The organism is Phaeobacter sp. G2, assembly GCA_025163595.1.
In the GTDB taxonomy this organism is placed as follows: domain Bacteria; phylum Pseudomonadota; class Alphaproteobacteria; order Rhodobacterales; family Rhodobacteraceae; genus Pseudophaeobacter.
On record CP104100.1, the window covers coordinates 1657136 to 1682430 of the forward strand.

Sequence of the window (25295 nt, forward strand, 5' to 3'; positions counted from 1 at the left end):
AAGACGGTGATCGAGACAGCCCGCGAGACAGCTGCGGCTGGCTCTGATACGCCCGCCATTTCCTGCCAGAACGTCTGGCAGGTCTTTGGTGTCAATGCAGACAGCGCCTTGAAACGGGCGCTGTCACAGCACTCAACTGCGGATGAGGTCTCTGCGGCGCTGCGCGCCCAGGGGTTGGTCCCTGCTGTACAGGATGCCAATTTTGACGTCAAAGAGGGCGAGCTGTTTGTCATCATGGGCCTGTCGGGCTCTGGCAAGTCCACTTTGATCCGCTGTATTTCGCAGCTGCTGCCGGGCTCATACGGGGAGATCCGGATTGAAGGCGAGGATATCGTTTCGGCCAGCAAGGCGCGTTTGATCGAGCTGCGCCGCAAAACCCTGGGCATGGTGTTCCAGCACTTTGGCCTGTTCCCCCATATGACCGTGATCGACAATGTGGCCTATCCGCTGAAGGTGCAGGGGGTAAAGCGCAAGCAACGGCGCGCCAAGGCACAAGAGGTGATCAATCTGGTGGGGCTTGAGGGGCGCGAAGACCGTTTCCCGCGAGAGCTGTCCGGTGGTCAACGCCAACGGGTTGGTATTGCCCGCTCGCTGGTGGCCGATTGTTCGGTCTGGTTCCTGGATGAGCCGTTTTCGGCGCTGGATCCGCTGATCCGTCGCCAGCTGCAGGATGAGTTCCTGGATATTCAGGAAAAGCTGAAGACCACCATTGTCTTTATCACCCATGACATCAACGAGGCGCTGAAATTGGCGGACCGCATCGCCATTATGCGCGATGGCAAGATCGTGCAGATCGGTACTCCGGCGGATATCGTGTTGAACCCGGTGGATGATTATGTGCGCGAATTCTCCAAAGACGTGGCCAGGGGGCGCCATGCCAGAGTGGGCTCGGTGATGCAAAACCCCGAGGGCAACAGCTATGGTGCGGATGATCCGGGGCTGCGCCGGGATATGACGCTGGATGCGGCGCTGGCGCGCTGCATGGATCTGTATGACCCGGTGCCGGTGCGGGACAAAGATGGCACCCTGGTTGGGGTCATCAACCCGGCGGATCTGGCGGCGGCGTTGCAGGTGGAAACCGACCAATGAGCCGCCTCAGAATTGGAAACCTGGGCGCGGGCAGTCTGGCGGCGCTGATTGCGGTGAGTGCCGGGGCGCTCTGTCTGCTGCTCGAAGGGCTGATGCCTGGGGTGACAACCTTCCCCAAAGACTGGGTGCTCCCCGCCACCGAAGGCGTCGGCACCGGCGTCAAGGGGACGCTGACCTATCTGAAACCTGCCGCGCGGATGTTTTCTGCCTTGATGGCCTATCCCATGGCGGCCACCAACTATGTGCTGGCAGTGGTGCCCTGGCCGCTGCTGATCGCGGCCACCGTGGCCCTGGGCTGGCGTCTGGGTGGCATCAAGATGGCGTCAATGGCGGCGATCGGGTTGGGCCTGGTGGTGGCCTCTGGCTATTGGGTGCAGGGGATGAATACCCTGGCACTGGTTGCGGTCTCGGTGCCTTTGGCCCTGCTGGTGGGGGCCGGAATTGGCATTCTGGCCAATGAGTTTCCCCGCTTTCGCGAACCGGTTCAGGCCTTGCTGGATGTCATGCAGACGGTGCCGACCTTTGCCTATCTGACGCCGCTATTGGTGCTGTTTGGCTTTGGCCCTGTTGTGGGGCTCATTGCCTCGGCGATCTATGCGGCACCGCCGATGGCGCGCAATGTGCTCTTGGGGTTGCAACGGGTTGAATCTGAGGTGAAAGAGGCCGCAGTCATGGCCGGTGGCACCCGGATGCAGCAGCTGTTTCAGGTCGAGATCCCAGCCGCCAAGGTGCAGATCATGGTGGGGGTCAACCAATGTCTGATGGCGGCCCTGTCGATGGTGATCATCGCCGCCGTCATCGGCGGCTTTAATGACATCGGCTGGGAAGTTCTGCTGACCATGCGCAAGGCACAGTTTGGTCCGGCGATGCTGGCGGGGTCGGTCATTGTGGTGTTTGCCATCCTGATCGACCGGATGAGCGGCACACTGGCGCAGGAGCGGCGCCAGCTTTGGGATGGCCGTGTGTCCCTCGGTATTCTGGCGCTGGGCGTGATTGCCACCCTGCTCTTCTGGAGCCGCATTGGCGACCCCGACAGCTATCAGCTGCTGGACCCGGTGGCCGATGGGCTGGACAGCTGGCTGACCGATGTCACCCGCTCCAATGCTGAGGCGCTGACCAGTTTCAAAAACGGCATCATGTTCTATGTGCTGCTGCCGCTGCGCATTGGTTTGGATCAGGCGATCCTGCCCTTTACCTGGGGCTTTCAGTGGACCGCAGCGATGAGTCTCTGGTTCTATGCTGGCGCGGCTGTTTTGGGCGGGCTGTTGGCGCTGCGCGGTCAGGTGACCCTTGGGCTTGTGCTGCTGATTGCTGCCGGAATTCTGGAAACGGGCGTGTCACAACTGCCCTGGCCCTTTGTCATCATCGCTGTTGGCGCGTTGTCCTGGGTGGCCGGGGGGCCGCGTCTGGCGCTGCTGTCGGTGATCTTGCTTGCCACTATTTTGCTCTCGGGCCTGTGGGAGCGCGCCTTGTTGTCGCTCTATCTGTCGGGGGCAGCGGTTTTTGCCTGCGCGGTGCTGGGCGGCGGTCTCGGCCTGCTCAGCGCGGTTTCTCCCATGGCCTGGCGGCTGGTGCGGCCGATTTGTGACATGTTGCAGACCATCCCGCTGTTTGTCTTCCTGATCCCGGTGCTGATGGTGTTCCAGATTGGTGAATTCTCGGCCTTTCTGGCGATCATCGCCTATGCGGTGGTGCCGATGATCCGCTACACCCGGCAGGGGCTGATCGCGACGCCGGACGAGATGATCGAGGCGGCCACCGCCTCGGGGGCGACGCGCTGGCAGATGATGCGGGATGTGCGGGCGCCCTATGCGGCGCCAACTATCCTGCTGGGGCTGAACCAGACCATTCTCTATGCCTTTGCCATGCTGGTGATCGCGGCGCTGATCGGCACCACCGGCCTGGGCCAGTCGATCTATCTGGCGCTGGGGCAGGCGGATGTGGGGCTGGGCATATCAGCCGGGGCGGCCATGGCCATTCTGGCCTTGATCGCCGACCGTATCGTTCAGGGCTTTGCCGAAGAACGCAAAAGGGCGCTGGGCCTTTAACAGCGTTTCCCGCGCCCTGAATTGGGGCGCGGGAAAACCGCGCTGGCGTCAGGGACAAATTGCGGATAGCACTTGAGGCGAAATTCCAAACCACTGATGAGAGGGCATTTGATGCATCTGGCCTATGTCATGACCGAAACCCGTGGCGGCACCGACCGGCTGCTGAGCAGCCTGGCAGAGGCGTTGCACGCCAAAGGCATTGCGCTGGCGGGGATTGTACAAACCAATACCGAATGCAGCGATGACGCCCTGTGTGACATGGATGTGCGAGTGTTGCCCGAGGGCGAGACCATTCGCATCTCGCAATCCCTGGGCGCTGGCGCCCGTGGGTGCCGGCTGAACCCGGAGGCGCTGGAGCAGGCGGTGGGGCAGGTGAGCAGCAGCCTGCAGGCAGAGCCCCGCCCACAGGTTTTGATCGTCAATAAATTCGGCAAACACGAAGCCGACGGCCGTGGCATGCGCCCGGTCATCGGCGAGGCTCTGGCCCAGGGGCTGGTTGTGGTGTCGGGCGTCAATCGCATGAATGTCGAAGCCTTCAAGGCCTTCTCTGACGGGATGGCGGTTCAGGGGGGCAGTGCGCTTGACGATCTGGTTGCCTGGGTCGAGGAGTCTCTGGCCCAGTCCTGAGCGTCTTTTGAACGCAGACTGACAAGGGGGCACAGCCAGAGTGGAGGCCCATGCGGCCCCCGTGAACTGCGATCCTTGGTCCGTGTCTATGATCACCACCAGGTACACCCCCCCAGGTCGCGCGGGGATGTCTTCAAGCTAACATGGGCGATGAACTTCAAATAAATCCGTCGAAAACCTGTATCAGAAGTGACCTTTATAACCGAGTTCAAACACCCAGAGGACGGATTTGTTTTTATCGTTACATATGGGCGGTCGGGCTCCACTTTGCTGCAATCTCTATTGAATAGAATTGACGGGTTTCAACGGCGCGGGGAGAACAACAACACCCTGTTTCATCTCTAGTGCGCCTGGGCCGCCGTAAAGGATTCAGTGCCGCTGGACGGCCTGCGCACCAAAGGGGAAGAGCCCGCACCAGACCATCCTTGGTATGGCTTCCGAGAAGATTGGCTTCGATTCTTTTGGTAGAGACTTGGCGCGTCTTTTTACGCAATCGGTGTTGCCACCTATCCTGAGCGCGGCATCTTGATGCACTATGGCGATTATACAAAAGACCATTCGCAACTGAATGATTTGTTTGAATTTATTGGCGAACCTGTTGATCGGGAAGTCATTGAAAGAACGTTCAGCAAACGCTTGAAACACGCGCGATAAGACCGTGCTGAAGACATTCGTGACGTCTACACTGCTGACCACAATTGGAACATTGCAGTGACCTGTCGGCCTTGAACGCAGGAGCGCCTGAAATAACGCCTGAACGAGCGCCTGGAGCAGCCCAAGGTCCACATGGCCAATCAAGGTCCATATGGGCCAATGGCTTAGTCGGGGTGCTGTAGGATCAGCGGGGCGTGCTGGGGCGGCATCTTTGCCCGTAGACGTGCCAGGCAGGCTGACAGGTCTTGAAATCGGATCGGTTTGGTCAACACCTCATCAAAACCCGCCGCGAAAAGCCCGTCAATCTGGTCGGGCAAGGCATTGGCAGTACAGGCTATTGCGGGGGGCATGGGCGCGTTTGTTTGTGATACCTGGCGTCGGATTGCTGCAAGGGCTTCTAAGCCGCTCATGTTTGGCATCGAAATATCAAACAACAGACACTCCGCCGCGTGGTCGCGCCAGGCTTCCACGGCCTCCTGCCCGTCAGAGCACATGATCAGGGTGTGGTTCAGCTTTGACAGCATCTTGCGCAGGATGAGACGGTTGGTGGCGTTGTCTTCTGCCACCAGAATACGCAGGGGCGCCTCCGGCGTGCAGGTCTGTTCTGTGGCATCAGCGCCTGTTTTATTGCTGTTTGTTTTATCGCGGTCTTTGGTCTGCAGGATAGGGGCCAACGGCAGGATGACTTGCGCTTTGGTGCCCAGGCCGTGCTGTGAGTCCATGTGAAAGTCACCGCCCATTTTCCTGACCAGCTCAGAGACGATGGCCAGTCCCAGCCCAGTTCCGCCAAAGGTGCGGGTAATGGAATTGTCCGCCTGCTCGAACTTGTTGCTTACCCGCCGCAGCTGCTCCGGCGTCATGCCGATCCCCGTGTCACTGATGCCTAAGCGAATACCGCCCTGCGCCGTCACTTGCCCCGACAGGGTGACGCGCCCCTGGGTGGTGAATTTCAGCGCGTTTCCACACAGGTTATGCAGCACCTGGCCAATGCGTCGTGCATCACCGATCCATTGCCCGTCCAGCGCGGGTGACAGATCCAGCTGCAGCTCGAGCCCTTTCTGCTGGGCGACGATTTGGTGAATACGTGCCACGTCCCGCAACACCTTCGCGGGGGTGAAGGGGGCTGCGTCATAGGTTTCCTTGCCGGATTCGATACGCGCCAGATCCAGGATGTCGTTGAGAATACTCAGCAACCCTTCGGCAGAGCCATGCACAGCTTCAACCATTTCGCGCTGGCTGGAATCGAGTTCGGTTTGCGATATCATCTGTATCAGCCCGAGTATGCCGTTCATTGGCGTTCGGATTTCATGGCTCATATTGGCCAGGAATGCCGACTTGGCCGCATTGGCGGCCTCTGCCTGCGCCCGCGCCTGATTGAGCTCCGTGACATCCACCCGCAGCCCGACACAGCCACCGTCCGGGGTGCGCTGTTCAAAGACCCGAAAGGCGCGCCCGTCTTGCAAAGTGACGAGATTGGATCCCGAAGGGTTGCGAAAGGCCTGCAAGCGCTCTTGCACAAACTCTTCTTCACGCCCTTCGGTTCCGGCGTAAAACCCCTCAGATGCGGCCTGGCGTAAAATGGCGGCAAAGTCTGCACCTGGCTTCACCAAAGGGGCGGTTTGTTTCGAGAACATCTCGACATAGCGGCTGTTGGAGAGAACCAAGCGTTCGTCGGCGTCGAAGTAAACAAAGCCATCGGTCAAGGCTTCGATCGCCGCCTGCAACCTGGCATGGGCGTCCTGGGCTGCGATTTCGGCGGCGGCGCGTTCGGTGGTATCCTGCACATAGGCCACAATCATCGGCGAGGCGTTGAACACTTTATGCAATGTGATGTCCACCGGGTACTTTGACCCGTCTGCCCGCTGCAACCAGGTGTTTGTTTTGCCAAAGGTCGGCTTGTTGTGCATCAGGTTTTGGACGGCCTTTTCAAAGCGTTCCACAGTGAGCAGCGGATTTAGTTCCAGCGGCGTCATATGGGTCAGGCGGTTCATCGAATACCCGATGTTTTTCCGCGCTGCCTTGTTGGCCAAAACAAATTTCCAATTGTTGGGGTCTATGACATAGATCTCCTCCGGGCTCTCCTCCAAGATGCCCGACCAAAACGCGATCCGGGTATTTTTAGAAACCGTCTCTGCAAGTGTTTGTTTGTCACGATTTGCTTTCAACAGCGCAGTTACTGCTGCACTGATCTTTTCCAGATCAGAGATAACTTTGGGCGAAAAGCTGTTGGGCTCCTGTCCCATCGCACAGACTGTCCCAATTGGAAGGCCTGGTTCGGTTTCCAGAAGAACCCCGACATAAGATCGGATGTAGGGAGGCCCCAAAACGAATGGATTTTCAGCGAACCGTTCATCCTGGCATGCGTCTGGCACGACCAATGTGGAGCCGCTGTTGACCGCATGCACAGACATGGAGTCCTGGCGTGTGATTTTGCGCATGGGCCCCAGTCCGGTCTTTGCCAGGAAGACCTGTTCGCGTTCCCCCACGATCGAGATAAGAGCTGCTTCGGTCCCTGCGACCTGTGCGGCCAGGTCACAAAGACCCTGAATTTCCGGAAAATGGTCACGAAAATCAATGCGTAAATTGGCAATAGATTGCAGCCGCACCCTATCATCGAGAAACTTGGGGGTGATCATATTTGTCCATTCAGATCCGGGGAACCATTTAGCTTCGCAGACTATATGCGGCAGGTTCTTTAAGAAACTTCAATAGATGCGTCATTGCGCCCCGGATCAATCTGACCCCGTTGGGGCCTGCTTTGTTTTGCGGGCATAATCTGTGTCTTCCCATTTTTACGGGAAAATTGATGTCCCGGCCGGAACCAAATTGAGCGTATTTGCGGAGCGGTACCCGGTTTTCAAAAAGCATAGGCCTGCGTCTAAAAACGGTGAAAGAGACCAAAGGCGCGGTGATCGTGATCTGAGCCGCGTTAAATGCAACCCCCTGTGGATCATGCTGCCGCGCCGGTCTCAGGCGTCACAGCGTTTTGGGCATGTCTGGCCCTCAGCCTGAAACAAACGCCCCCTCCCCAAGAGGGAGGAGGCGTTTTGGGCTAACTGATTTGTACAACGATGCGTGTTTGTGCAGGAAACGCGTCTGTTGAAGGGGGGCAAGATGGCCCATCTTGCCCCACAGGTAGGCCCATCTGGTAGGCCCATCTGGTAGGCCCGTTTGGTAGGCCCGTCGTTTAGGTGACGATCTGCACGGATTGCGCGATCTCGCCAAACAAACTGTCACCGCTGTCCATCTCCACCCGCATCACCACCGTGTCGCCGTGCTGCATAAAGGGCGTGTTTCCCGCGCCCTGGGCGATGGTTTCGATGGCGCGCTTTTCAGCGATGCAGCTTGACCCGACGCTTTCATAGTCCTTGTTTGACACAGTTCCCGACCCGATGATCGTGCCTGCGGGCAGGTCGCGGGAATAGGCGGCATGGGCGATCAATTCGTCAAAACCAAACTTCATTTCATCGCCGTTTGTGCGGCCAAAGGCGACGCCGTTGCGCTCTACCTGCAAAGGCAGACAGACCCGGCAATCGCGCCAGGCATCGCCCAATTCATCCGGGGTCACCGCAAAAGGCGCCATGGCGCAGGCGGGTTTGCAGTGCAGCCAGCCAAAGCCGGTGGCCATTTCTGTGGGGCCGATGGCCCGCAGGCTCCAGTCGTTGATCAGCACGATCAGACGGATGTATTGTGCCGCGTCTTTGGCTTTGGTGCCCATGGGCACAGCGTCCAGGATGACGCCGTATTCGCCTTCAAAATCAATGCCATCATCGGCTGACGGAAACAGCGCGGCGGCAGTTGGCGCCAAAAAGCGGTCCGACATGCCCTGGTACATCAGCGGGCGCTCGTTCAGGCCGACTTCGGGGTGGCCCCATGCTTTCTGGATCAAAAACGCATGTGTTTCAAAGGCGGACCCGTCGAGCCACTGCCAGGCGCGCGGCAGAGGCGACAGGGCCTCTGCCGGGTCAAGATCAATCGCGCCAGCAAGGGTGCCTGCCTCAAGTGCGGCGTATTGGGTGCGCCACTGGCTGGCATTGTCCGCCCAGGTTTCAAGCGCCTGCTGCAAGGTGCGTGCTGTGTCGGCAGCAATGGCACGTCTGCCGTCCTGCGATACAATATGAAGGTGCCCATCTGGGCTGCCATCGGCAAGGGTGACAAATTTCATGCGGTCATATCCTCTTGGGGTCGGGGGCGGCGTGAGCCCATGTGGCCCACTGTTGCGCCGTTTATGATTATTTTTGGTGCAGGCCTGCACGCCGGTCGCGCCTGTGCGCAGCGCTGTGCAGGGGCAGCAGTAGATGCCCACCAGTTGTTTGATACCAGTCGTAAGATAGCTGTCGGCGGCGCGCTAACCCCTAGGGGGCGGGGTGCCAACATGGGGGCCGTGACGCTGTGCGAGCCTGGCTAGTCTTTGATGGTGGCCACGGGGCGGCACCATCCGGCGCTGGCGCCTTTGACCTTTACGGGAAAGCAGATGACGTCAAACCCGGTGGCAGGCAGCGTGTCCAGGGCGGCCATCTTTTCCATGTGACAATAGCCGTGAACCATGCCGGCGCGGTGCCCCTCCCAGATCAGCGAGGCGTCACCGGTTTCGGCCACTTTCTTGGCCGTTTCGGTAAAGGGTGCGTCCCAGCTCCAGGCGTCGGTGCCAGTCACCCGCACGCCACGACTGGTGAGATAAACCGTGGCTTCACGCCCCATGCCGCAGCCGGTGCCCACATAGGCCGGCGTGCCATAGGCCTCTGCGGCTGAGGTGTTCACCAGCACAATATCGCCGGGGCTTAGCTGGTGGCCAATGCGGCTCAGCTCTGCCGCCACATCCGCAGCCGTGGCCACATAGCCGTTGGCAAAATGGCGGAAATCCAGTTTGACCCCAGGACCCATGCACCAGTCCAGCGGGATCTCGTCGATGGTGATCGCCCGCGCGCCCTGGTCCATGGTCGAGTGAAAGTGATAGGGCGCGTCCAGATGGGTGCCATTGTGGGTGCTGAGGGTGACCTCTTCCACGGCCCAGCCCTCGCCGCCCGGCAGTTGATCGCGGTTTACCCCGGGAAAGAACTGGAGCACCTGGTCGGCCGAGTCATTGTGGCCGATGTAATTGATCTTTGGCCCCAATCCGGGGGGGTCGGCATAGTCGGTGTTTTCCAAAGGGCGCGACAGGTCGATGAGTTTCATAAAGGTCTCCGGTAAAATTTAGCGCCCTAACAGGCCGGTTGCGATGATGGGAAAGGCGATGACAAGCGCGAGGCAGATCAGCATCATCGCTGCAAAAGGGGCGGCGCCGATGAAGATGTCCTTGAGGCTGATATTGGGGTCATTGAGGCTGGATTTGATCACATAGACCGATATGCCAAAGGGCGGCGTCAGCAGCCCGATCTCTACCGCGATCACGGTGATCACCCCGAACCAGACCAGATCCACATTCATGCTCACCATCACTGGCAGCATCAGCGGTACAAGGATCAACATGATTGATCCGCTGTCGAGGATCATTCCAAACAGGATCACCACCACCACATAGAGCAAGATGATCGCCAGCAGGCTGACCTCGGCGGTGGCCACCATGGTGCCAAAGGTGCGCGGCACGCCAGAGAAGGCCAGCATGCGGGAGTACATTTGTGCCGCAATGATCAGAAAAGAGATGGCGGCGGTAATCAGCCCCGTTTCCACCAGCACCCGCCACAGGGCATCAAGGGACAGGCGGCGTTTTGCAACACCGATGATAAGCGCCCCCGCGACGCCCACAGCGCCTGCTTCGACGGGGGTGAACATGCCGCCATACAGCCCGCCCAGAACGAGGCTGATCAACAGGGCGATGGGCATCCCTTTGGCAAGAACCTCGGAGGCGGGCATATGGCCACTGTCCGCACTGAGGTTTTTGCCGATGAACCCGGGGGCAAAATAGGCCATCAGGATTGTGCCTGCTGCAAACAAACAGGCCAACAGCAGCCCCGGCCCCAGACCGGCAAGGAACAGATCTCCGATAGATTGCTCGGTGAGCAGCCCATAAAGGATCATCAACAGCGAGGGCGGGATCAACATTCCCAACACCGAACTCCCCGCGACCACGCCAACGGAAAACCGAGTGCTATAGCCGTGCCGCCGCAGTTCCGGCACCGCGATTTTGGTGAACACGGCAGCAGAAGCGATGGAAATGCCGGTGATTGCTGCAAAGATGGTATTGGCGGCGATGGTGCCGATGCCAAGGCCGCCTTTGATGCGTTTGAACATGGCATTGGCAACGTCAAAGGCATCGCGCCCCATGCCGCTTTCTGACACGAGAAACCCCATCAGAACAAACACCGGCACGACGCCGAAAAAGTAGCTGGAGATCGCATCGTTTGCCGCAAGGCCCAGCATCTTGGCCGCCAGCAAAGGCGTGCCTTTGATCGCCCAAACACCGACAAAGGAGCACAGGATCAGCGCGATGGGGACATAAAGCCCGCCCAGAACCAGCCCGCCCATGAAAAACAGGCTCAGGATACCGATGGCAAAATCTGTCATTGGATATGCCCTTTTTTCAACCGCTGGATGATGCGGGCTATAAATTGCAGCGCCAGCAGGGTGGCTCCGATCAGGATCATCAGCTTTGCGGGCCATGTGGGCATGGTAAAATTGCCAACTGCCCCGACAAATTCATTGCGGGTGATCGACTTTATCAGGATTGGCCAATGGGCATAGATAATTGCCGAAACCACGAGACACCCAAGCAGGTCAAAGATGAGCTCCATTCCTGACGCCAGGCGCGGTCTGCTGCGGTGCAGGCTGTCGATCAGCCCGTCAGAGCGGGTGAGCCGACCAGCCCTGAGCGCTTGCGGCACCTGCAGGAATACAATTGCCACGATCGACAGTGATATCATTTCGGGCACGCCGGACAGCGGGGCGTCAAACAGATTCCGCCCCAGCACATCGGTGCAAATGATAACCACCAGCCCAACAATCAGCAGTGTCCCAAGAATATTGGCCCCCTGCGTCGCGATATTGAGCGCGCGCAGGGGGAGAGAGGCGACTGACATTTATTCTTTGTCCCAGTCACGCAGTGGCGTGGCACCACCGGCCCGCATCTGGTCCATATAGGTGGTCAGCACCCCCGAGGCGTCTTTGCCCTGTGCATCCAGCCCTTCCGCCCAGACTTTGGCCGCATTCTCCATGCCGGCAGCCCACTGTGCGCGCATCTCGTCGCTGGCGTCACTTATGGTTGCACCGCCGGCTTCCATTCCCTTGTAGGCGATGGTGACAAAGTTCTCGAGATCTTCGATATACCAGCTTGCGGCCGCGTCAGCGGCGGCGCGAAAGGCCTCTTGCACATCTTCGGGCAGGCCATCCCACCAGTCTTTGTTGGCGCAGATCGACCCTGCAAACTGCGCCCCAAGACCCACTTTGGTGATGTTGGGGGCAACCTCGAACAGTTTACCGGGGAAAGCGGCAGAGGCGAAGACCAGCACACCGTCATAGACGCCAGTTTGCAGCTCGTTGTAGTAGGTGGTCAGGTTGCCCTGCACCCCCACAGCGCCGGTTCCGGCCAGCCAGTTAATCGAGGCGCCGGGGGCTGCAATCTTGCGCCCTTCCAGATCCGCCAGCGAGGTGACCGGGAAATTCGTCATCAGCACATAGTCATCAATCGCCGTTGGCGCCCCAAGGTAGACAACGCCATTGTCTGTATAGGCCTGCTGCATGCGCGGGTCGCTCAGGTGCAGATTGTGCAGCGTTTCGCTCACCAGCTGGACGTCATCGGACACAAACGGAGTGTAATAGGTGACGTTCTGAACGGCCAGTTTGCCCGGATCAAACAGGCTTGAGCAGGCGCCGAGTTCTGACAGCCCTGCCTCGACGGTTTCCAGCTCTTCGCCCACACCGGCAATTGCGCCGCCATATTGCTCTGAGAAAGAGACGCTATGCCCAAGGGCTGCTAGTTTTTCATTGGCTGTGGGAATGAAAGCTTCGGGAAACATTTTGACCCAGCGGAAAACCGGCGGATGGCCTGCAGCGATGGTGACGTTATAACTGTCGGCAACCGCAGCTGTTGACGACAACAGACAAAGAGCGATCGCGCTGGTTTTCAGAAACTTCATAATTGTCCTCCCAAACATTTATTTGCAGCCGCCCAGGCCCAAGCAAAGGCGCTGACGGCGATGGTATCGCGAGATTAGGCCGATGAGGGGCAAGTAAGGAAGTTAATGTTGATGGTAGTGGTCATTCATTCTATGAATACCTATGCATCTTGAGAAACTGGACCTGAACCTGCTGGTGGCCATCGACGCCCTGTCGCGGACGCAAAGCGTGACTGCAGCGGCGGCTGAGCTGAATCTGACCCAATCTGCGGTGAGCAGTGCGCTGAACCGTGCACGGGCACATTTTCAGGACGAACTGTTCTATTACGACGGGCAAAAAATGCGCCACAGCCCGTTTGGCCAATCTATTGCTGATGTGGTGCCTGATCTGATCAACCGCCTGCGCAGCCTGTCGCGGATGCGGGCCAGCGCTGAGCTGCATACGCTGGAACGACAATTCACCGTGATTGCCTCTGACTATGTGGCGATGGTGTTTTTGTCGGTGCTGTCAAAGCGTCTGTCGATCTGTGCCCCCAAGGTGTCTTTGGCGGTGGTCCCCTTTAGCGAGGACGCGATGGGCAATTTCCAACGTGGCAAGGTTGATTTCCTTGTCGCGCCCGATTTCTGGATAGACGACACGCTGCACCGTGCCCCACTGTTTAAGGACGGGTTTCAATGCGTGGTCTGTAAAGACAATCCCTTGGCTCAGACGGGCCTTAGCTTGCAAAGCTATCTGGATGCGCCGCATGTGGTCACTAACTTTTTTGTCGGCGATGGCAAAAGCCATTTTGAAAACTGGCTGAAACAGGAAGACATAGACATCAGGATTGCCGCCTCGTTACCCAGTTTTGTGGTGTTGCCCTACTATATTTCCGGCACCCGCAACATCGCGACTATTCACAAGAGACTGTTGAAACAGTTCGGAAAACTGGATGATCTGACCGCGCTTGCGCCGCCGCGTGAAGTGCCCGATTTGACCGAATATCTGATTTGGAAAGATCACCATCAATACGACCCTCAAGCGACGCTGATCCGTGAGATGATGCTTGAAACCGGGGCCGATCTATAGCCGAGGCTGGGCCAACGGTATGCCTGTTTGAGGTGTCGCCATCCCGCCCAAGGCCAAGAGCGGCATCGACTATGGCGTTGTGATGTCGGCTGAAATTGCCATGGCCCGGGCCTGCGAACCTGCGGTTGCTGCCTTGTGTTTTGTTTCTTCCCCGTGGCAGGGAGCCCCCAGCACGTTTTGAAGCAAAAACTGCTGGGACATGTGTCCAAGCTTTCGCGGGCGTTGAAGGGCAGGGGCCTGCCTTGCGGACTGTGGCCTCGATGGCGTAACCTAAAGGGGTGGATGGTGGGTGAAATGGGTAACAGCGATACGGAGAAAGACCGAAATTTTGTTACCGCATTGGCGCGTGGATTAGAGCTATTGAGCTGTTTTCGCGACGACGAGATCACTCTGACAAACGCCGAGTTCTCTGAGCGGACCAATTTGCCCAAGGCGACGATTTCTAGGTTAACTTACACGCTCTGCGAGTTGGGCTATCTGGTTGCCGATCCGTCAAGCGGCACCTATCGACTTGGGGCTGACGCCTTGAATCTGGGGTTCAGCGTTTTGACGGGGATTGATATTCAAGACCTCGCACAACAAGAGATGCAGCGGCTGCGCGACGGACCTAACTCGTATATATCTGTCGCGTTGGGGGAACTCCATCAGCTGGACGTGGTGTATATTTCATATCTGAGATCCCGCGAACGCGTTGCGCTGGTTGCCAACGTCGGTGTGCGTTTGCCGCTGTTTACCTCGGCAATCGGGCGCGCCATTCTGGTGGGCCAGCAGGACGATGCCCGCGAAGCCGCGTTTGAGTTGGCCGGCCGCAGGGACCCAGACCTCGAAGCGCAGGGGCGGTTGCACTATGCCGAAGCCAAATCGTTTTTTGAAGTTAAGGGGTTTTGCACCGGGTATGGTGAATGGCGCAAAGACGTTAACGGTATAGCGGTTCCGGTGTTTTCGATGAATGGCGCCCGCGTGTATGGGCTGAATGTTGGGGGGCCTTCTTTTCTTGTGGAGCCCAAAGCGCTTGAAACCGTCCATGCGCCCTTGCTCATTCAGGCAGCGAGACAGATCAGCATTCAGGAACCCAACCAAAGGTTGCGTTGGGGCGGTCGGTTTCGCGGAAAGCTGTCGGGCAGAATCAGTTGATCTTGCCAAAGCACTTTCGAAGATACGGAGCGTAACTTACGCCGCATAAATGTTGATATTTTGCTTGCCCACACCAGTAGCGTTGCCAGGGGTGGTTTGGAAAATTTCATAAAAAACAGCAGCTAACGGTGATTTACCCGACGTCGTTCTTTGATATTACTGGTGTTTTTTCAGCTTGATTTCTATTTGCCAGAATTTTGGGAGAGCCGAAACGTGCAACCCTGCATCTTGACTTAAACCGACACTGTGTAAGTCTTGCCTGACTATTGATGCGGACCTCACAGGGTGGATGAGGGACGAGTTGGTTTTTTGGGAGGAAAACATGAAGAAAATGGTTAAGCTTGGCGTTGTTTCAACGCTTTCATTGGTAGTTGGTGCATCCGCTGCCTTTGCTGAAAATGTCAAAATTGCATTTATTGATCCTTTGTCCGGCCCGTTCGCGAGCACGGGGACTAACGGGTTGCACCAGTTTGAATTTGCAGCCCAGCATATGGTAAACGACCAGGGCGGCGTTCTTGGGGGCACCAATTTTGAAATTGTTGCCTTTGACAACAAGATCAGCCCAAAAGAGTCCCTGATCCAGCTGCAGGTGGCGATTGACCAGGGTATTCGCTACATTGTGCAGGGGAACTCTTCCGGCGTTGCCAATGCGCTGACAGAAGCCATTGCAAAGCATAACCGGCGCAACCCTGATAGCCGGGTTCTTTTCCTGAATTATGCGGCTGTTGATCCCGCTTTGACAAACGACAAATGTAATTTCTGGCATTTCCGCTTTGACGCCAATGCAGACATCAAAATGGATGCGCTTACAGATGTCATGTCCGCGGATGAAAGCCTGAAAAACGTCTACATCATCGGCCAGGACTATTCCTTCGGCAAAGCCGTTGCCGCAGCAGCTGTCGCCAATCTGACCGAAAAACGGCCTGATGTTGAGATCGTCGGCAATGAGCTGCATCCAATTGGCAAGGTGAAGGACTTCACCCCCTATTCGCGCAAAATCATTGCCTCAGAGGCGGATGCCGTCATCACGGGCAACTGGGGTGCGGATATGCTGGGCCTGGGTAAGTCGCTGATCGAGAATGGCTATGATGGCCCCATCTATACCTACTACGCAGCGGGTTCCGGCATCACTGCCGCCTTTGGGGAAACAGCAAAAGGCCGTATCCGGTTGATTTCCCAGGGTAACATCAACCCGATTGGCTCTGAGGAAGCGCGCGAAACCTACAACGCGTTCAAAGAAAAGTACCCGGATGGCAACATCGACCAGAGCCGTATCTTCAACGTGATCGGCATGTTGTCCACCGCCATCGAGGCTGCAGGCACTGCGGATGATGTTGTGGCGGTTGCGAACCAGTTGGAAGGAATGGAATACGATTCCATGTGGGGCACAAAATTGTTCATGCGCCCACAGGATCACCAGGTCATCCAAAACCTGAATGTTGGCGTTCACACGAATGACAACGTTGAATTCGATTATGACAATTCCGGCTTTGGCATTGTGACAGAATCGACGGTTGAAATGGCGTCCATGGACAGCCCGACAACCTGTAAAATGAAGCGCCCCTAAGGCCGACTTCATCCCGCCCTGCAATTGCAGGGCGGGCCCTTTGTCTCTGATCAATATCAACCCTTTGGGGGACCGATGGAACTCATCCTCGTCAACTTAATCGACGGGCTTGTCACCGGATTGCTTTTATTCATGCTTTCGGCTGGCCTGACGCTCATTTTCTCTATGATGGGTGTTTTGAATTTTGCCCACGCTAGTTTTTATATGCTGGGCGCGTACTTTGCCTATCAAATCAGTATTGCGCTAGGGTTTTGGGTGGGTTTGCTTATTGCTCCGCTCATTGTTGGCGTTCTTGGCGCAGGGGTTGAAAGATACGGTCTGCGGCGTGTCCACCAATATGGCCATGTGCCGGAATTGATTTTTACATTCGGTCTGGCGCTTTTGATCGAGGAATTGGTGCAGTTCGTCTGGGGCAAAAACCAGATGCCATACAATATTCCCGAAGTCCTTAATTTCACGGCATTTTCCATCGCTGGAAACTCGATCCCTGCGTATAAGATCTTTATGATCTTTATCTCTGTCGCGATCTTTATTGGGTTGCTGTTTGTTTTGACCAAGACACGCGTTGGCATGATCATTCAGGCCGCCCTGAGCTATCCCCGCACGGTCGAGTCTTTGGGTCACAACGTGCCATTGATCTTTATGGGGGTGTTTGGCGTGGGAACAGCCCTGGCAGGTGTCGCAGGTGTGATTGCAGGGCCGGTTCTGGGGACCTTTCCCGGTATGGCCTTTGTTCTGGGATCCATCGTTTTTGTGACCATCGTGATTGGCGGCTTGGGGTCGCTTTGGGGCGCACTTGTGGCCTCATTGCTGATCGGGTGGATTACCACCTTTGCCAAGTCTTACAATCTTGCCATGTCCGACGTGCTGAATGCCATTGGCATATCCACCCCTGAAAATTTGAGCGACCACGCCCTGCGTGATCTGTGGACCGTTACCAGCCCTCAGATCGCAGATATTTTGCCCTATGTCTTGATGGTCTTGATCCTGATCTTCCGACCTGCAGGCCTCTTCGGAAAGCGTGAATCATGACCGATGAATTGACAACAGACCCTAGCAAACCAATGCAGCGCATGCGTGCAGGATCCATGACACTTACTCTTGCGCCCTGGATCCTGGCGGCTGTGGCGCTGATGATCATGCCCTATATTTTCACTTCCAATTCCGCGCTGACGATCATGAACCAAATGTGGATCACGGTGATTTTTGCGCTTGCCTACAATATGTTGCTCGGGCAGGGCGGAATGCTGTCCTTTGGACATGCGGTATATGCCGGTGTCGGTGGATTTGCCTGCATGCATATCATGAATGCCTCTGACTTCTTTGCGAGCTTTCCGCTGCCTGTACTGCCTGTCTTTGGTGGGCTTTTTGGCGCCGGGCTTGCGATGATAGTTGGGTCATTTTCGACCCGCAGTGCCGGTACAGTATTCGCAATGATCTCTTTGGGGGTGGGTGAGCTGATCGCCGCCAGCTCCGTGATCATTGTTGCGTTTTTTGGCGGCGAAGAGGGCATCTCGGGCGATCGTACCTATGCGATGCCGTTCTTTGGCAACGAGTTTTTGCAGCAGATCAATGTCTATTACCTGACATCCTTTTGGGTGCTGCTGTCGGCTGCGTTGATGTATCTCTGGTCTCGTACCCCGGTCGGGCGCATGGCCAATGCGGTGCGCGACAACCCGGAACGTGCTGAGTTCCTTGGCTATTCTGCCCGTTGGGTCCGCTTTTACAGCTTTGTGGCATCCGGGTTTTTTGCCGGCATTGCTGGCGGGCTGTTTGCCATCAACTATGAAATCCTGACCGAGGAAAACCTGAATACAACCTCCTCTGGTATCATCCTTCTGGTGACCTTTTTGGGTGGGGTTGGCTTCTTCTTTGGTCCGATCATCGGCGCGATTGTATTCACGCTGGTCCAGACGGTTCTCAGCCTTCAGACAGAGCTATGGGCGTTTTACGCAGGCTCGCTTTTCCTGGCGACTGTGATGTTCTTCCCTGGGGGATTGGCCGGGTTGTTGATGATGCATGTCCCGGCATTCAAGCTTGGAAAGGCCAGACTATTGGTCAGGCCCTACATAAAAACACTGCTCCCCGCAGCCATCGGAATACTGGGACTTTGCGCCCTGGTTGAAATGACCTTTCACGTTCGTCATGCCGCGCAGGGAGACAATGAAATGACGTTGTTCTGGACAACCTTTGACAGCCACACCTTGATGCCATGGCTGATTGCTATCGCGGTCACTGTGGTTGGGATTGGTATCGCAAAGCGGACTTCACCTGCGCTGAAAGAGGCCTGGAGCGAAGCCAATTCGGCAGGAGATGTGTCATGAGCGTACCAGCACTGGAGCTTTCGGGCCTGAAGAAGAGTTTTGGCCAGGCTAAGATCATTCGCGGCATCGATCTTTCGATTGGCAAAGCGGAACGCCATGCGATCATCGGGCCAAATGGGGCGGGTAAATCTACGCTGTTCAATTTGATCACAGCGCGCTTTGCGCCAACTGCGGGCACGGTCAGGCTGCATGGTCAAGACCTGCTTGGGTTGCAGCCTTTCCAGATCAATCGCATGGGCCTGTCGCGGTCGTTTCAGATCACCAATATCTTTCCTGCAATGACGGTGTTCGAGAACGTCCGTTGCGCCCTGCTTTGGGCGCAGGGGTATAAGTATTCGTTCTGGAATCTGGTCAACCGCTCGCGTCAGCTGACCGAAGGGGCGGATGCCATTCTTGAACAGATCAACCTTTTGGAGCGCCGCAATCTGCCCGCCGGCACGCTGAGCTATGCTGAACAGCGGGCGCTTGAAATCGGGATCACCATCGCTGGCGGTGCCGATGTCATCATGTTGGATGAACCAACCGCCGGGATGAGCCATTCGGAAACCGACTACATCACAGATTTGATTATGAAGGTGACCGAGGGCAAGACGCTGATCATGGTTGAACATGATATGGGGGTTGTGTTTGGCCTCGCTGATCGCATTTCGGTTCTTGTCTACGGAGAAATTATTGCAACAGGAAAACCAGCGGACGTGCGGGCAGATCCAAAAGTGCAGGAAGCTTATCTTGGTGCAGCTCTGGAGGCAGAACATTGATAGAAGTCACTGACATGCACGCCTATTATGGCAAATCACATATCCTTCAGGGCGTTACGCTGAACGTGCAGGAAGGTGAGATCGTGGCACTGCTGGGCCGCAATGGGGTTGGGCGCTCGACCACCTGCAAAGCAATCATGGGCGAAGTCGCCCCTAAGGGCTCGGTCAAATTCAAAGGCCAAGAGATTTCTGGCCGCAAAGCGTTTGAAATTGCCAACATGGGGATTGGCTATGTGCCGGAAAACCGGGATATATTTCCCGGACTGACCACCCGCCAAAACCTGACGCTGGGATTGAAACCTGGCCAGAAGGACGGCAGTGGTCGCTGGTCGATGCAGATGATGTTCGACATGTTCTCCAACCTGAATGAACGCGCTGATGTCGAGGCGTCGGTGCTGTCGGGCGGTGAACAGCAGATGCTGACAATGTGCCGAACGCTGATGGGGGATCCTGATTTCGTGATGATTGATGAGCCGACAGAAGGTCTTTCGCCGCAGATGGTGCAAAAGGTCGCTGACGTTCTGAAAGAAATCGCGGACCGGGGCATTTCAACCCTGTTGGTCGAGCAAAAACTGTCGATTGCCATGGACATCGCACACCGGGTTTATGTCATGGGCCATGGCCAGGTGGTGTTTGAGGGCACGCCGGCAGAGCTGAAAGCGCGTGAAGACGTGCGCAAGGAGTGGCTGGAGGTCTAGCCCCAAATCCCCCAAGCGATCGGTGATGCGGCGTAACACCCTGCAAAAAGTCCGATTGCTTGGGCGATACGACGGCACCACCTGTGGTGATTTTTCGCGGGGAGGGAAGGGGGCGCCAAATAGGCAGGATCCCTGCCAAAGCCCCGCTGTTTTTTCTGAATATTGCATAGCCTGGCTAACGCCCGCTCAGACGGCCCTGTCAGACGGTTCCTGACCTTAGAAGCCTGACCCTGGAAACTTGACCCTACAAGACTGGCCCTACAAGACTGGCCCTAGAAGGTGAAAATCCTTCCAGAGACACAGCTTATGTCGTTTTCAGGATCCGTTCAAAGCTCGTGATCTGCAAAACGGCGGTTCAGTTTGCGCATCCCGCCGATCCACCGGTCATAATCAGCGGTCTTTTTCTTCATATAGTCCCCCACCTCCGCATGGGGCAGGATCAGGAAGGTTTCATCGCGAATGGCTTGGATGCAGATTTGCGCGACGGGTTCCGGCTCCATCATGCCATTGATCGCCGCAACGTGGTCTTCGTGGCCCCGTGTCATTTCGGTGCGCACCGCTTGTGGACACAACACAGACACTTTGATGCCGTCATCGCCATGGCTTATCGCGATCCATTCCGCCAGCCCCACGGCCGCATGTTTGGTCACCCCGTAAGAGGCCGACCCAATCTGGTTCAACAGCCCGGCCGCAGAGGATGTGTTCAACAGGTATCCACCGCCACGAGACGCCATCAGGGGTGCAAGTTTGCGCGCGGCCCAGACATGGGCCATCACATTGATGTCCCAGGACCGTTGCCATTCGCAGCTGGGGGTTTCCATGCCCCCGCCCACGGCAATGCCTGCGTTGGAAAAGAACAGATCTATCGGGCCGATGTCTTGTTCGACCCTGTCTATCATGGCGCTGATCTGCGCCTCATTGGACACATCTACGGTAAAGGCATGGCCGCCGATGTCTTTGGCTGTTTGCGCCGCCCCTTCGCCATTCATGTCAACGCAAACCACATGGCGCGCGCCCTCGGCGGCAAAGGCCTGACACAGGGCGCGGCCAATGCCGCTTGCGGCGCCGGTGACGACGCAGATCTTGTTTTTCAGTTCCATATCAAGACCACATGCTGGAGCCGCCACAGACGGTAAGCGCCTGCCCGGTCATGTATTTGCTGGCGTCGGACGCGAGAAACACGGCGAGACCTGCAAAGTCTTCGGGCTCCCCAAAACGGCGCAGAGGCACTTCGTTTTGGTATTTCTCTGCGGTTTCGGGATTATCCCAAAGCTCCCGCGCAAATTCGGTTTTCACAAGACCCGGACAAATCGCATTAAAGCGGATGCCCTTTGGCCCGAATTCGGCTGCGAGGTTACGAACCAAGCCGATCAGCGCAAGTTTTGAGACCCCATAGGTGCCCAGCATGACCGAAGGTTTGAAGGCGCCGATGGAAGAGGTGAACGCCATCGAGCCGGCGCCTTTTGCAACCATGTCAGGGGCCACCATCTGGGCAAGCCAGAGGTTGGACAGGACATTGGCGTCCATTGTTTTGCGGTAAGCCTCGTCGTCGATTTTTGAGGTCTTGCCGTAGTAGGGATTGACCCCGGCGTTGCCGATCACAATGTCGATTGGCCCTGCAAGGTCATGGGTCTTGTCCACGAGCGCCTGCAGCTGTTCCTTGTCACCGACATTGCAGGACACCGCATGTGCGGTGCCTTTGCCGCGGGCGTTGATGCCCGCAGCAGCCGTGTCCAGTGCCTCTTGCTTGCGTGCAGAGATCACCACCGTTGCGCCGTGATCGGCGAGGGCTGTCGCCATCGCCAATCCCATGCCTTTGGACGCCCCAGTGAGCAGCGCGACCTTTCCAGTCAGGTCAAACAGGCTCATCCTACAAACCCATACGAGCCGCGGGCCTTGGTGTCGCCCTTGATTGCGTCCTGACGGGAATTGCTGTCAGCGTAGGTCTTGACCTCGTGACGGGCGATGACGTGGTGATGCACTTCGTCCGGGCCATCGGCATAGCGCAATGTGCGCTGCTGGGCGTACATACCGGAAAGGGGGGACCACTGGCTGATGCCCGTGGCACCATGAACCTGCATCGCTTGGTCGATGATGTCACAGACCTGCTCTGGCACCTTGGCTTTGATCATTGAAACCCAGATACGGGCTTCTTTGTTGCCAAGCACATCCATCGCTTTGGCCGCTTTCAAAACCAGCAGACGCATGGATTCAATTTCGATCTTGGCGCGGGAAATGGTCTCCATGTTCTTGCCCAGGTCGATGATTTTCTTTTTGAAGGCGACGCGATTCAGGCCGCGGTCAATCATCAGATCCAGCGCGCGTTCCGCCTGGCCAATGGAGCGCATGCAGTGATGAATGCGACCTGGCCCAAGGCGGACCTGCGAGATTTCAAAGCCACGGCCTTCGCCCCACAGGATGTTTTCTTCGGGCACGCGTACATCTGTGAACCGGATGTGCATATGGCCGTGAGGCGCATCGTCATGGCCAAAGACATGCATGGGACCAAGGATTTCGACACCGGGGTGATCCATCGGCACCAGAATTTGCGATTGCTGCCGGAAGGGTTCTGCCTCGGGCGAGGTTTTTACCATAACGATCATGATCTTGCAGCGCGGATCACCCGCACCGGAGATATAGTATTTCTCGCCGTTGATGACCCATTCGCCGTTCTCCAGAACCGCCGAAGTGGAGATGTTGCGGGCGTCCGAGGAGGCCTGATCCGGTTCTGTCATCGCAAAGGCAGAGCGAATTTCACCGGCCAGAAGTGGCTTGAGCCATTGCTCCTTTTGTTGCTCTGTGCCGATGCGTTCCAGCACCTCCATGTTGCCTGTATCCGGGGCTGAGCAGTTCAGGGTTTCAGACGCCAGGGGGTTTTTGCCCAGCTCTGCAGCAATGTAGGCGTAATCGAGATTGGACAGGCCTTCGCCTGTTTCGGCGTTGGGCAGAAAGAAGTTCCAAAGGCCGGCGTCACGGGCCTTTTGTTTGGCGGCTTCCATCAGTTCCAATTGACCCGGCGCATAGGACCAGCGGTTTTCACGCCCTTCGCCAAGGCGGTGATATTCTGCGGTCATCGGATCCACATTCTCACGGATGTGTTTGATCACGGCGTCATAAAGCGGCTTGGCTTTCTCGGACATTTCCAGATTGTTCAGGCTGGATGGAGCGGAGGTGTCGGACATTTGCATGTCTCCTTTTGGCAAAGTTATTTGTTCACCCACTGGGGCGCGCGTTTCTCGACGAAGGCATTGACGCCTTCTTTGAAGTCTTCGGTTTTGGCCAGATCCGCGATCACCTCGCGGGAATAGGCGATGCTGCCGGCCATGCCGTCCCGCAGAGCCATGTCGTTCAGAACCCGTTTGGTTGCCTTGACCGCCGAGGGAGACACCGTGCAGAGCTGCTCGGCCTTCTCCATGGCTTTTTCCATTAGCTGATCATGGGGATGGACTTCGTTGAGACAGCCCAGTTTCAGTGCCTCAGCGGCGGTTATGGTGCGGCCGGTGAACATGAGTTCCTGCGCCGCCAGCCGGCCAATATAGCGTGACAGGCGCTGAACGCCCGAGGCGGCGGCGAAGAAGCCAACCTTGACTTCGGGCAGGGCAAACTTGGCGTTTTCCGAGGCCAGGATGATGTCACAGGATAGCGCCGTTTCAAATCCGCCGCCCATCGCAAACCCATTGACCGCAGCAATAATGGGCTTTTCCAGATCAAAGCGGGACGACAGACCGGCAAACCCGGTTTCGGTCATCTTGGCCTTGCTGCCGCCGGTGGCGGTTGCCTTCAGGTCGTTGCCTGCGGTGAACGCCTTGTCTCCGGCGCCTGTCAGTACCGCAACCCACAGGTCTGGATCGGCCGCAAATTTATCCCAGCAGTCGGCCATTTCGTTGTGCATATCCACATGCACAGCATTATAAACCTCGGGCCGGTTCATTGTGACGACAAGCACATGTCCCTTGGTTTCGGTCTTGATGAAGTCATAGCTCATACGATCAGGCCTCCGGTGTCGATCTTGGTGAAAGCGCCACCGTCAGCGGCCAGTTTGCGCAATGTGTCGGCAGGTGCAAAGTCGCTATCCTCGGCGCCGAGCTTCTCCATCCGGGCCAAAACCGCTTTGGCGCCAACCATGTCGCCGTAAAACATTGGCCCCCCTTTGTCGGCCGGCCAGCCATAGCCGTTGAGCCACACCACATCGACGTCGGAGGGGCGCTGCGCCTTGTTCTCTTCGAGGATTTTCACCGCTTCGTTGATCATCGGGTAGATGCAGTTTTCGATGATCTCGTCGGTGCTCATTTTTGCAGGCTTTGCGCCAGTGATATCCTGGATGATCCCGGCGGTGATGTCCGAGGGAACGGGGCGGCGTGCTTCGTCGTAGTCGTAAAATCCGGCCTTGGTCTTTTGGCCACGCCGGTCCAGCTCGCATAATGCATCGCGGATTGGATTGTCGGTTTTGGCACCTTTGGACCAGCCAATATCCAGTCCTGCAAGGTCGCTCATCTGGAACGGACCCATCTTAAAGCCAAAGGCATTCAGGGCGGCATCAACATCCCAGGGCATCACCCCCTGATAGACCAGTTTGTTGGCCTGAATTTGACGGGCAAACAGGATGCGGTTGCCGACGAAACCGGGGCAGACCCCAACAAGCGTGGCGATTTTGTTGATGTCTTTGGCCAGCGCCATACAGGTGGCAACCACATCATCCGCAGTATGTTTGGCACGCACAATTTCCAGCAATTTCATCACGTTGGCTGGCGAAAAGAAATGCAGCCCGATCACGTCCTGGGGCCGCTGGGTCATCGAGGCAATTTCGTTGATATCCAGCGCCGAGGTGTTGGTTGCCAGAATGGCACCCGGTTTCATAACGCGATCCAGTTCGGTGAAAATCTGCCGCTTGAGGTCCATGTTTTCGAACACGGCCTCGATCACCAGATCACAGTCCGCAAGGTCTGCAAGCGCAAGGCGACCATCAAAGCGCGCCATACGCGCCTCGACCTCGTCCTGTGGAAAACGTCCTTTGTCGGACGAGCGCTGGTAATTGCCGCGCACAACTTTCAGGCCGCGGTCCAGCGCCTCCTGTGTTGTCTCGACAATCCGCACCGAAAAGCCTGCACTGGCAAAATTCATCGCAATGCCGCCGCCCATGGTGCCGGCACCGATGATGCCAACGGTCTTGATTGGTCGCTTGGCGGTGGTTTCGTCTAATCCGGGCACCTGCCAGGCGGCGGCGCCGGCCGCTGCAATATAGGTGCCGATTTCTGTTTCTGTGGGGGTGTTCATCT

The 25295-nt window shown here is 57.0% G+C and carries 22 protein-coding genes; 10 read left to right on the forward strand and 12 right to left on the reverse strand.

Features of this window, described 5'->3' with window-relative positions; all coding sequences use genetic code 11:
• Positions 1-6: 6 nt before the first annotated feature.
• The 3 genes from N1037_07870 to N1037_07880 all read left to right on the forward strand — a co-directional run bounded on the left by N1037_07870 (position 7) and on the right by N1037_07880 (position 3764).
• Entirely contained in the window at positions 7-1089 is a 1083-nt protein-coding gene (locus tag N1037_07870) for a betaine/proline/choline family ABC transporter ATP-binding protein (protein UWS80916.1), read from the forward strand.
• Positions 1086-3137 carry an ABC transporter permease subunit gene (locus N1037_07875; protein ID UWS80917.1) on the forward strand — a complete coding sequence of 684 codons (2052 nt, stop codon included), beginning with the start codon at positions 1086-1088 and terminating at the stop codon, positions 3135-3137. The genes N1037_07870 and N1037_07875 overlap by 4 nt, the downstream gene beginning before the upstream one ends.
• Positions 3138-3248: 111 nt before the next feature.
• Positions 3249-3764: a DUF2478 domain-containing protein gene (locus N1037_07880; GenBank protein ID UWS80918.1), complete on the forward strand. Its 516-nt coding sequence runs from the start codon at positions 3249-3251 to the stop codon at positions 3762-3764.
• A 369-nt stretch (positions 3765-4133) separates the two neighbouring features.
• Here N1037_07880 and N1037_07885 read toward each other — a convergent pair whose 3' ends face one another.
• The 7 genes from N1037_07885 to N1037_07915 form a co-directional block, all read right to left on the reverse strand.
• The gene (locus N1037_07885; GenBank protein UWS80919.1) at positions 4134-4550 is read right to left on the reverse strand and encodes a hypothetical protein; all 417 of its coding nucleotides are present in this window, start codon (positions 4548-4550) and stop codon (positions 4134-4136) included.
• 32 nt (positions 4551-4582) lie between these two features.
• On the reverse strand, positions 4583-7054 hold the full coding sequence (locus N1037_07890) for an ATP-binding protein (GenBank protein UWS80920.1): 2472 nt from the start codon (positions 7052-7054) through the stop codon (positions 4583-4585).
• Between the two features lie 551 nt (positions 7055-7605).
• Positions 7606-8583, reverse strand: a complete 978-nt coding sequence (locus tag N1037_07895) for a fumarylacetoacetate hydrolase family protein (GenBank protein ID UWS80921.1) — start codon at positions 8581-8583, stop codon at positions 7606-7608.
• Positions 8584-8822: 239 nt separating this feature from the next.
• Positions 8823-9593 carry a cyclase family protein gene (locus N1037_07900; protein UWS80922.1) on the reverse strand — a complete coding sequence of 257 codons (771 nt, stop codon included), beginning with the start codon at positions 9591-9593 and terminating at the stop codon, positions 8823-8825.
• Positions 9594-9611: 18 nt separating this feature from the next.
• A complete protein-coding gene (locus N1037_07905; GenBank protein UWS80923.1) occupies positions 9612-10922 on the reverse strand; it encodes a TRAP transporter large permease in 1311 nt (436 codons plus the stop codon).
• Positions 10919-11434, reverse strand: coding sequence for a TRAP transporter small permease (locus tag N1037_07910; GenBank protein ID UWS80924.1), 516 nt, complete (start codon positions 11432-11434; stop codon positions 10919-10921). The genes N1037_07905 and N1037_07910 overlap by 4 nt, the downstream gene beginning before the upstream one ends.
• Entirely contained in the window at positions 11435-12490 is a 1056-nt protein-coding gene (locus N1037_07915; protein ID UWS80925.1) for a C4-dicarboxylate TRAP transporter substrate-binding protein, read from the reverse strand.
• A 142-nt stretch (positions 12491-12632) separates the two neighbouring features.
• Here N1037_07915 and N1037_07920 point away from each other — a divergent pair, with 142 nt between their 5' ends.
• From N1037_07920 to N1037_07950, 7 genes are all read left to right on the forward strand, one after another.
• On the forward strand, positions 12633-13538 hold the full coding sequence (locus N1037_07920) for a LysR family transcriptional regulator (protein UWS80926.1): 906 nt from the start codon (positions 12633-12635) through the stop codon (positions 13536-13538).
• 294 nt (positions 13539-13832) lie between these two features.
• Positions 13833-14672: an IclR family transcriptional regulator gene (locus N1037_07925; GenBank protein UWS80927.1), complete on the forward strand. Its 840-nt coding sequence runs from the start codon at positions 13833-13835 to the stop codon at positions 14670-14672.
• A 322-nt stretch (positions 14673-14994) separates the two neighbouring features.
• On the forward strand, positions 14995-16239 hold the full coding sequence (locus N1037_07930; protein UWS80928.1) for a branched-chain amino acid ABC transporter substrate-binding protein: 1245 nt from the start codon (positions 14995-14997) through the stop codon (positions 16237-16239).
• A 75-nt stretch (positions 16240-16314) separates the two neighbouring features.
• Positions 16315-17271 carry a branched-chain amino acid ABC transporter permease gene (locus N1037_07935; protein ID UWS80929.1) on the forward strand — a complete coding sequence of 319 codons (957 nt, stop codon included), beginning with the start codon at positions 16315-16317 and terminating at the stop codon, positions 17269-17271.
• A gap of 56 nt (positions 17272-17327) precedes the next feature.
• On the forward strand, positions 17328-18563 hold the full coding sequence (locus tag N1037_07940) for a branched-chain amino acid ABC transporter permease (GenBank protein ID UWS80930.1): 1236 nt from the start codon (positions 17328-17330) through the stop codon (positions 18561-18563).
• The gene (locus tag N1037_07945) at positions 18560-19321 is read left to right on the forward strand and encodes an ABC transporter ATP-binding protein (GenBank protein UWS80931.1); all 762 of its coding nucleotides are present in this window, start codon (positions 18560-18562) and stop codon (positions 19319-19321) included. Before N1037_07940 ends, N1037_07945 begins: the two co-directional genes overlap by 4 nt.
• Entirely contained in the window at positions 19318-20019 is a 702-nt protein-coding gene (locus tag N1037_07950) for an ABC transporter ATP-binding protein (protein ID UWS80932.1), read from the forward strand. The genes N1037_07945 and N1037_07950 overlap by 4 nt, the downstream gene beginning before the upstream one ends.
• Before the next feature lie 326 nt (positions 20020-20345).
• On the opposite strand, the gene N1037_07955 is transcribed toward N1037_07950, so the two are convergent.
• Genes N1037_07955 through N1037_07975 form a run of 5 tightly spaced genes read right to left on the reverse strand, consistent with a single transcriptional unit; the run spans position 20346 to position 25293 of the window.
• Positions 20346-21119, reverse strand: a complete 774-nt coding sequence (locus tag N1037_07955) for an SDR family oxidoreductase (protein ID UWS80933.1) — start codon at positions 21117-21119, stop codon at positions 20346-20348.
• 1 nt (position 21120) lies between these two features.
• On the reverse strand, positions 21121-21888 hold the full coding sequence (locus N1037_07960) for an SDR family oxidoreductase (GenBank protein UWS80934.1): 768 nt from the start codon (positions 21886-21888) through the stop codon (positions 21121-21123).
• Positions 21885-23201: an acyl-CoA dehydrogenase family protein gene (locus N1037_07965; GenBank protein ID UWS80935.1), complete on the reverse strand. Its 1317-nt coding sequence runs from the start codon at positions 23199-23201 to the stop codon at positions 21885-21887. The genes N1037_07960 and N1037_07965 overlap by 4 nt, the downstream gene beginning before the upstream one ends.
• A gap of 23 nt (positions 23202-23224) precedes the next feature.
• Positions 23225-24004, reverse strand: a complete 780-nt coding sequence (locus N1037_07970; protein ID UWS80936.1) for an enoyl-CoA hydratase-related protein — start codon at positions 24002-24004, stop codon at positions 23225-23227.
• Positions 24001-25293 (reverse strand): 3-hydroxyacyl-CoA dehydrogenase, encoded by a 1293-nt coding sequence (locus tag N1037_07975; protein UWS80937.1) that lies wholly within the window; start codon positions 25291-25293, stop codon positions 24001-24003. Before N1037_07975 ends, N1037_07970 begins: the two co-directional genes overlap by 4 nt.
• Positions 25294-25295: the final 2 nt, after the last annotated feature.

Coding starts and splice junctions, on each gene's coding strand:
- N1037_07875 (UWS80917.1), top strand. CDS start 1,086: ATGAGCCGCCTCAGAATTGGAAACCTGGGCGCGGGCAGTCTGGCGGCG.
- N1037_07880 (UWS80918.1), top strand. CDS start 3,249: ATGCATCTGGCCTATGTCATGACCGAAACCCGTGGCGGCACCGACCGG.
- N1037_07890 (UWS80920.1), bottom strand. CDS start 7,054: ATGATCACCCCCAAGTTTCTCGATGATAGGGTGCGGCTGCAATCTATT.
- N1037_07895 (UWS80921.1), bottom strand. CDS start 8,583: ATGAAATTTGTCACCCTTGCCGATGGCAGCCCAGATGGGCACCTTCAT.
- N1037_07900 (UWS80922.1), bottom strand. CDS start 9,593: ATGAAACTCATCGACCTGTCGCGCCCTTTGGAAAACACCGACTATGCC.
- N1037_07905 (UWS80923.1), bottom strand. CDS start 10,922: ATGACAGATTTTGCCATCGGTATCCTGAGCCTGTTTTTCATGGGCGGG.
- N1037_07910 (UWS80924.1), bottom strand. CDS start 11,434: ATGTCAGTCGCCTCTCTCCCCCTGCGCGCGCTCAATATCGCGACGCAG.
- N1037_07915 (UWS80925.1), bottom strand. CDS start 12,490: ATGAAGTTTCTGAAAACCAGCGCGATCGCTCTTTGTCTGTTGTCGTCA.
- N1037_07920 (UWS80926.1), top strand. CDS start 12,633: ATGCATCTTGAGAAACTGGACCTGAACCTGCTGGTGGCCATCGACGCC.
- N1037_07925 (UWS80927.1), top strand. CDS start 13,833: ATGGGTAACAGCGATACGGAGAAAGACCGAAATTTTGTTACCGCATTG.
- N1037_07930 (UWS80928.1), top strand. CDS start 14,995: ATGAAGAAAATGGTTAAGCTTGGCGTTGTTTCAACGCTTTCATTGGTA.
- N1037_07935 (UWS80929.1), top strand. CDS start 16,315: ATGGAACTCATCCTCGTCAACTTAATCGACGGGCTTGTCACCGGATTG.
- N1037_07940 (UWS80930.1), top strand. CDS start 17,328: ATGACACTTACTCTTGCGCCCTGGATCCTGGCGGCTGTGGCGCTGATG.
- N1037_07945 (UWS80931.1), top strand. CDS start 18,560: ATGAGCGTACCAGCACTGGAGCTTTCGGGCCTGAAGAAGAGTTTTGGC.
- N1037_07955 (UWS80933.1), bottom strand. CDS start 21,119: ATGGAACTGAAAAACAAGATCTGCGTCGTCACCGGCGCCGCAAGCGGC.
- N1037_07960 (UWS80934.1), bottom strand. CDS start 21,888: ATGAGCCTGTTTGACCTGACTGGAAAGGTCGCGCTGCTCACTGGGGCG.
- N1037_07965 (UWS80935.1), bottom strand. CDS start 23,201: ATGTCCGACACCTCCGCTCCATCCAGCCTGAACAATCTGGAAATGTCC.
- N1037_07970 (UWS80936.1), bottom strand. CDS start 24,004: ATGAGCTATGACTTCATCAAGACCGAAACCAAGGGACATGTGCTTGTC.
- N1037_07975 (UWS80937.1), bottom strand. CDS start 25,293: ATGAACACCCCCACAGAAACAGAAATCGGCACCTATATTGCAGCGGCC.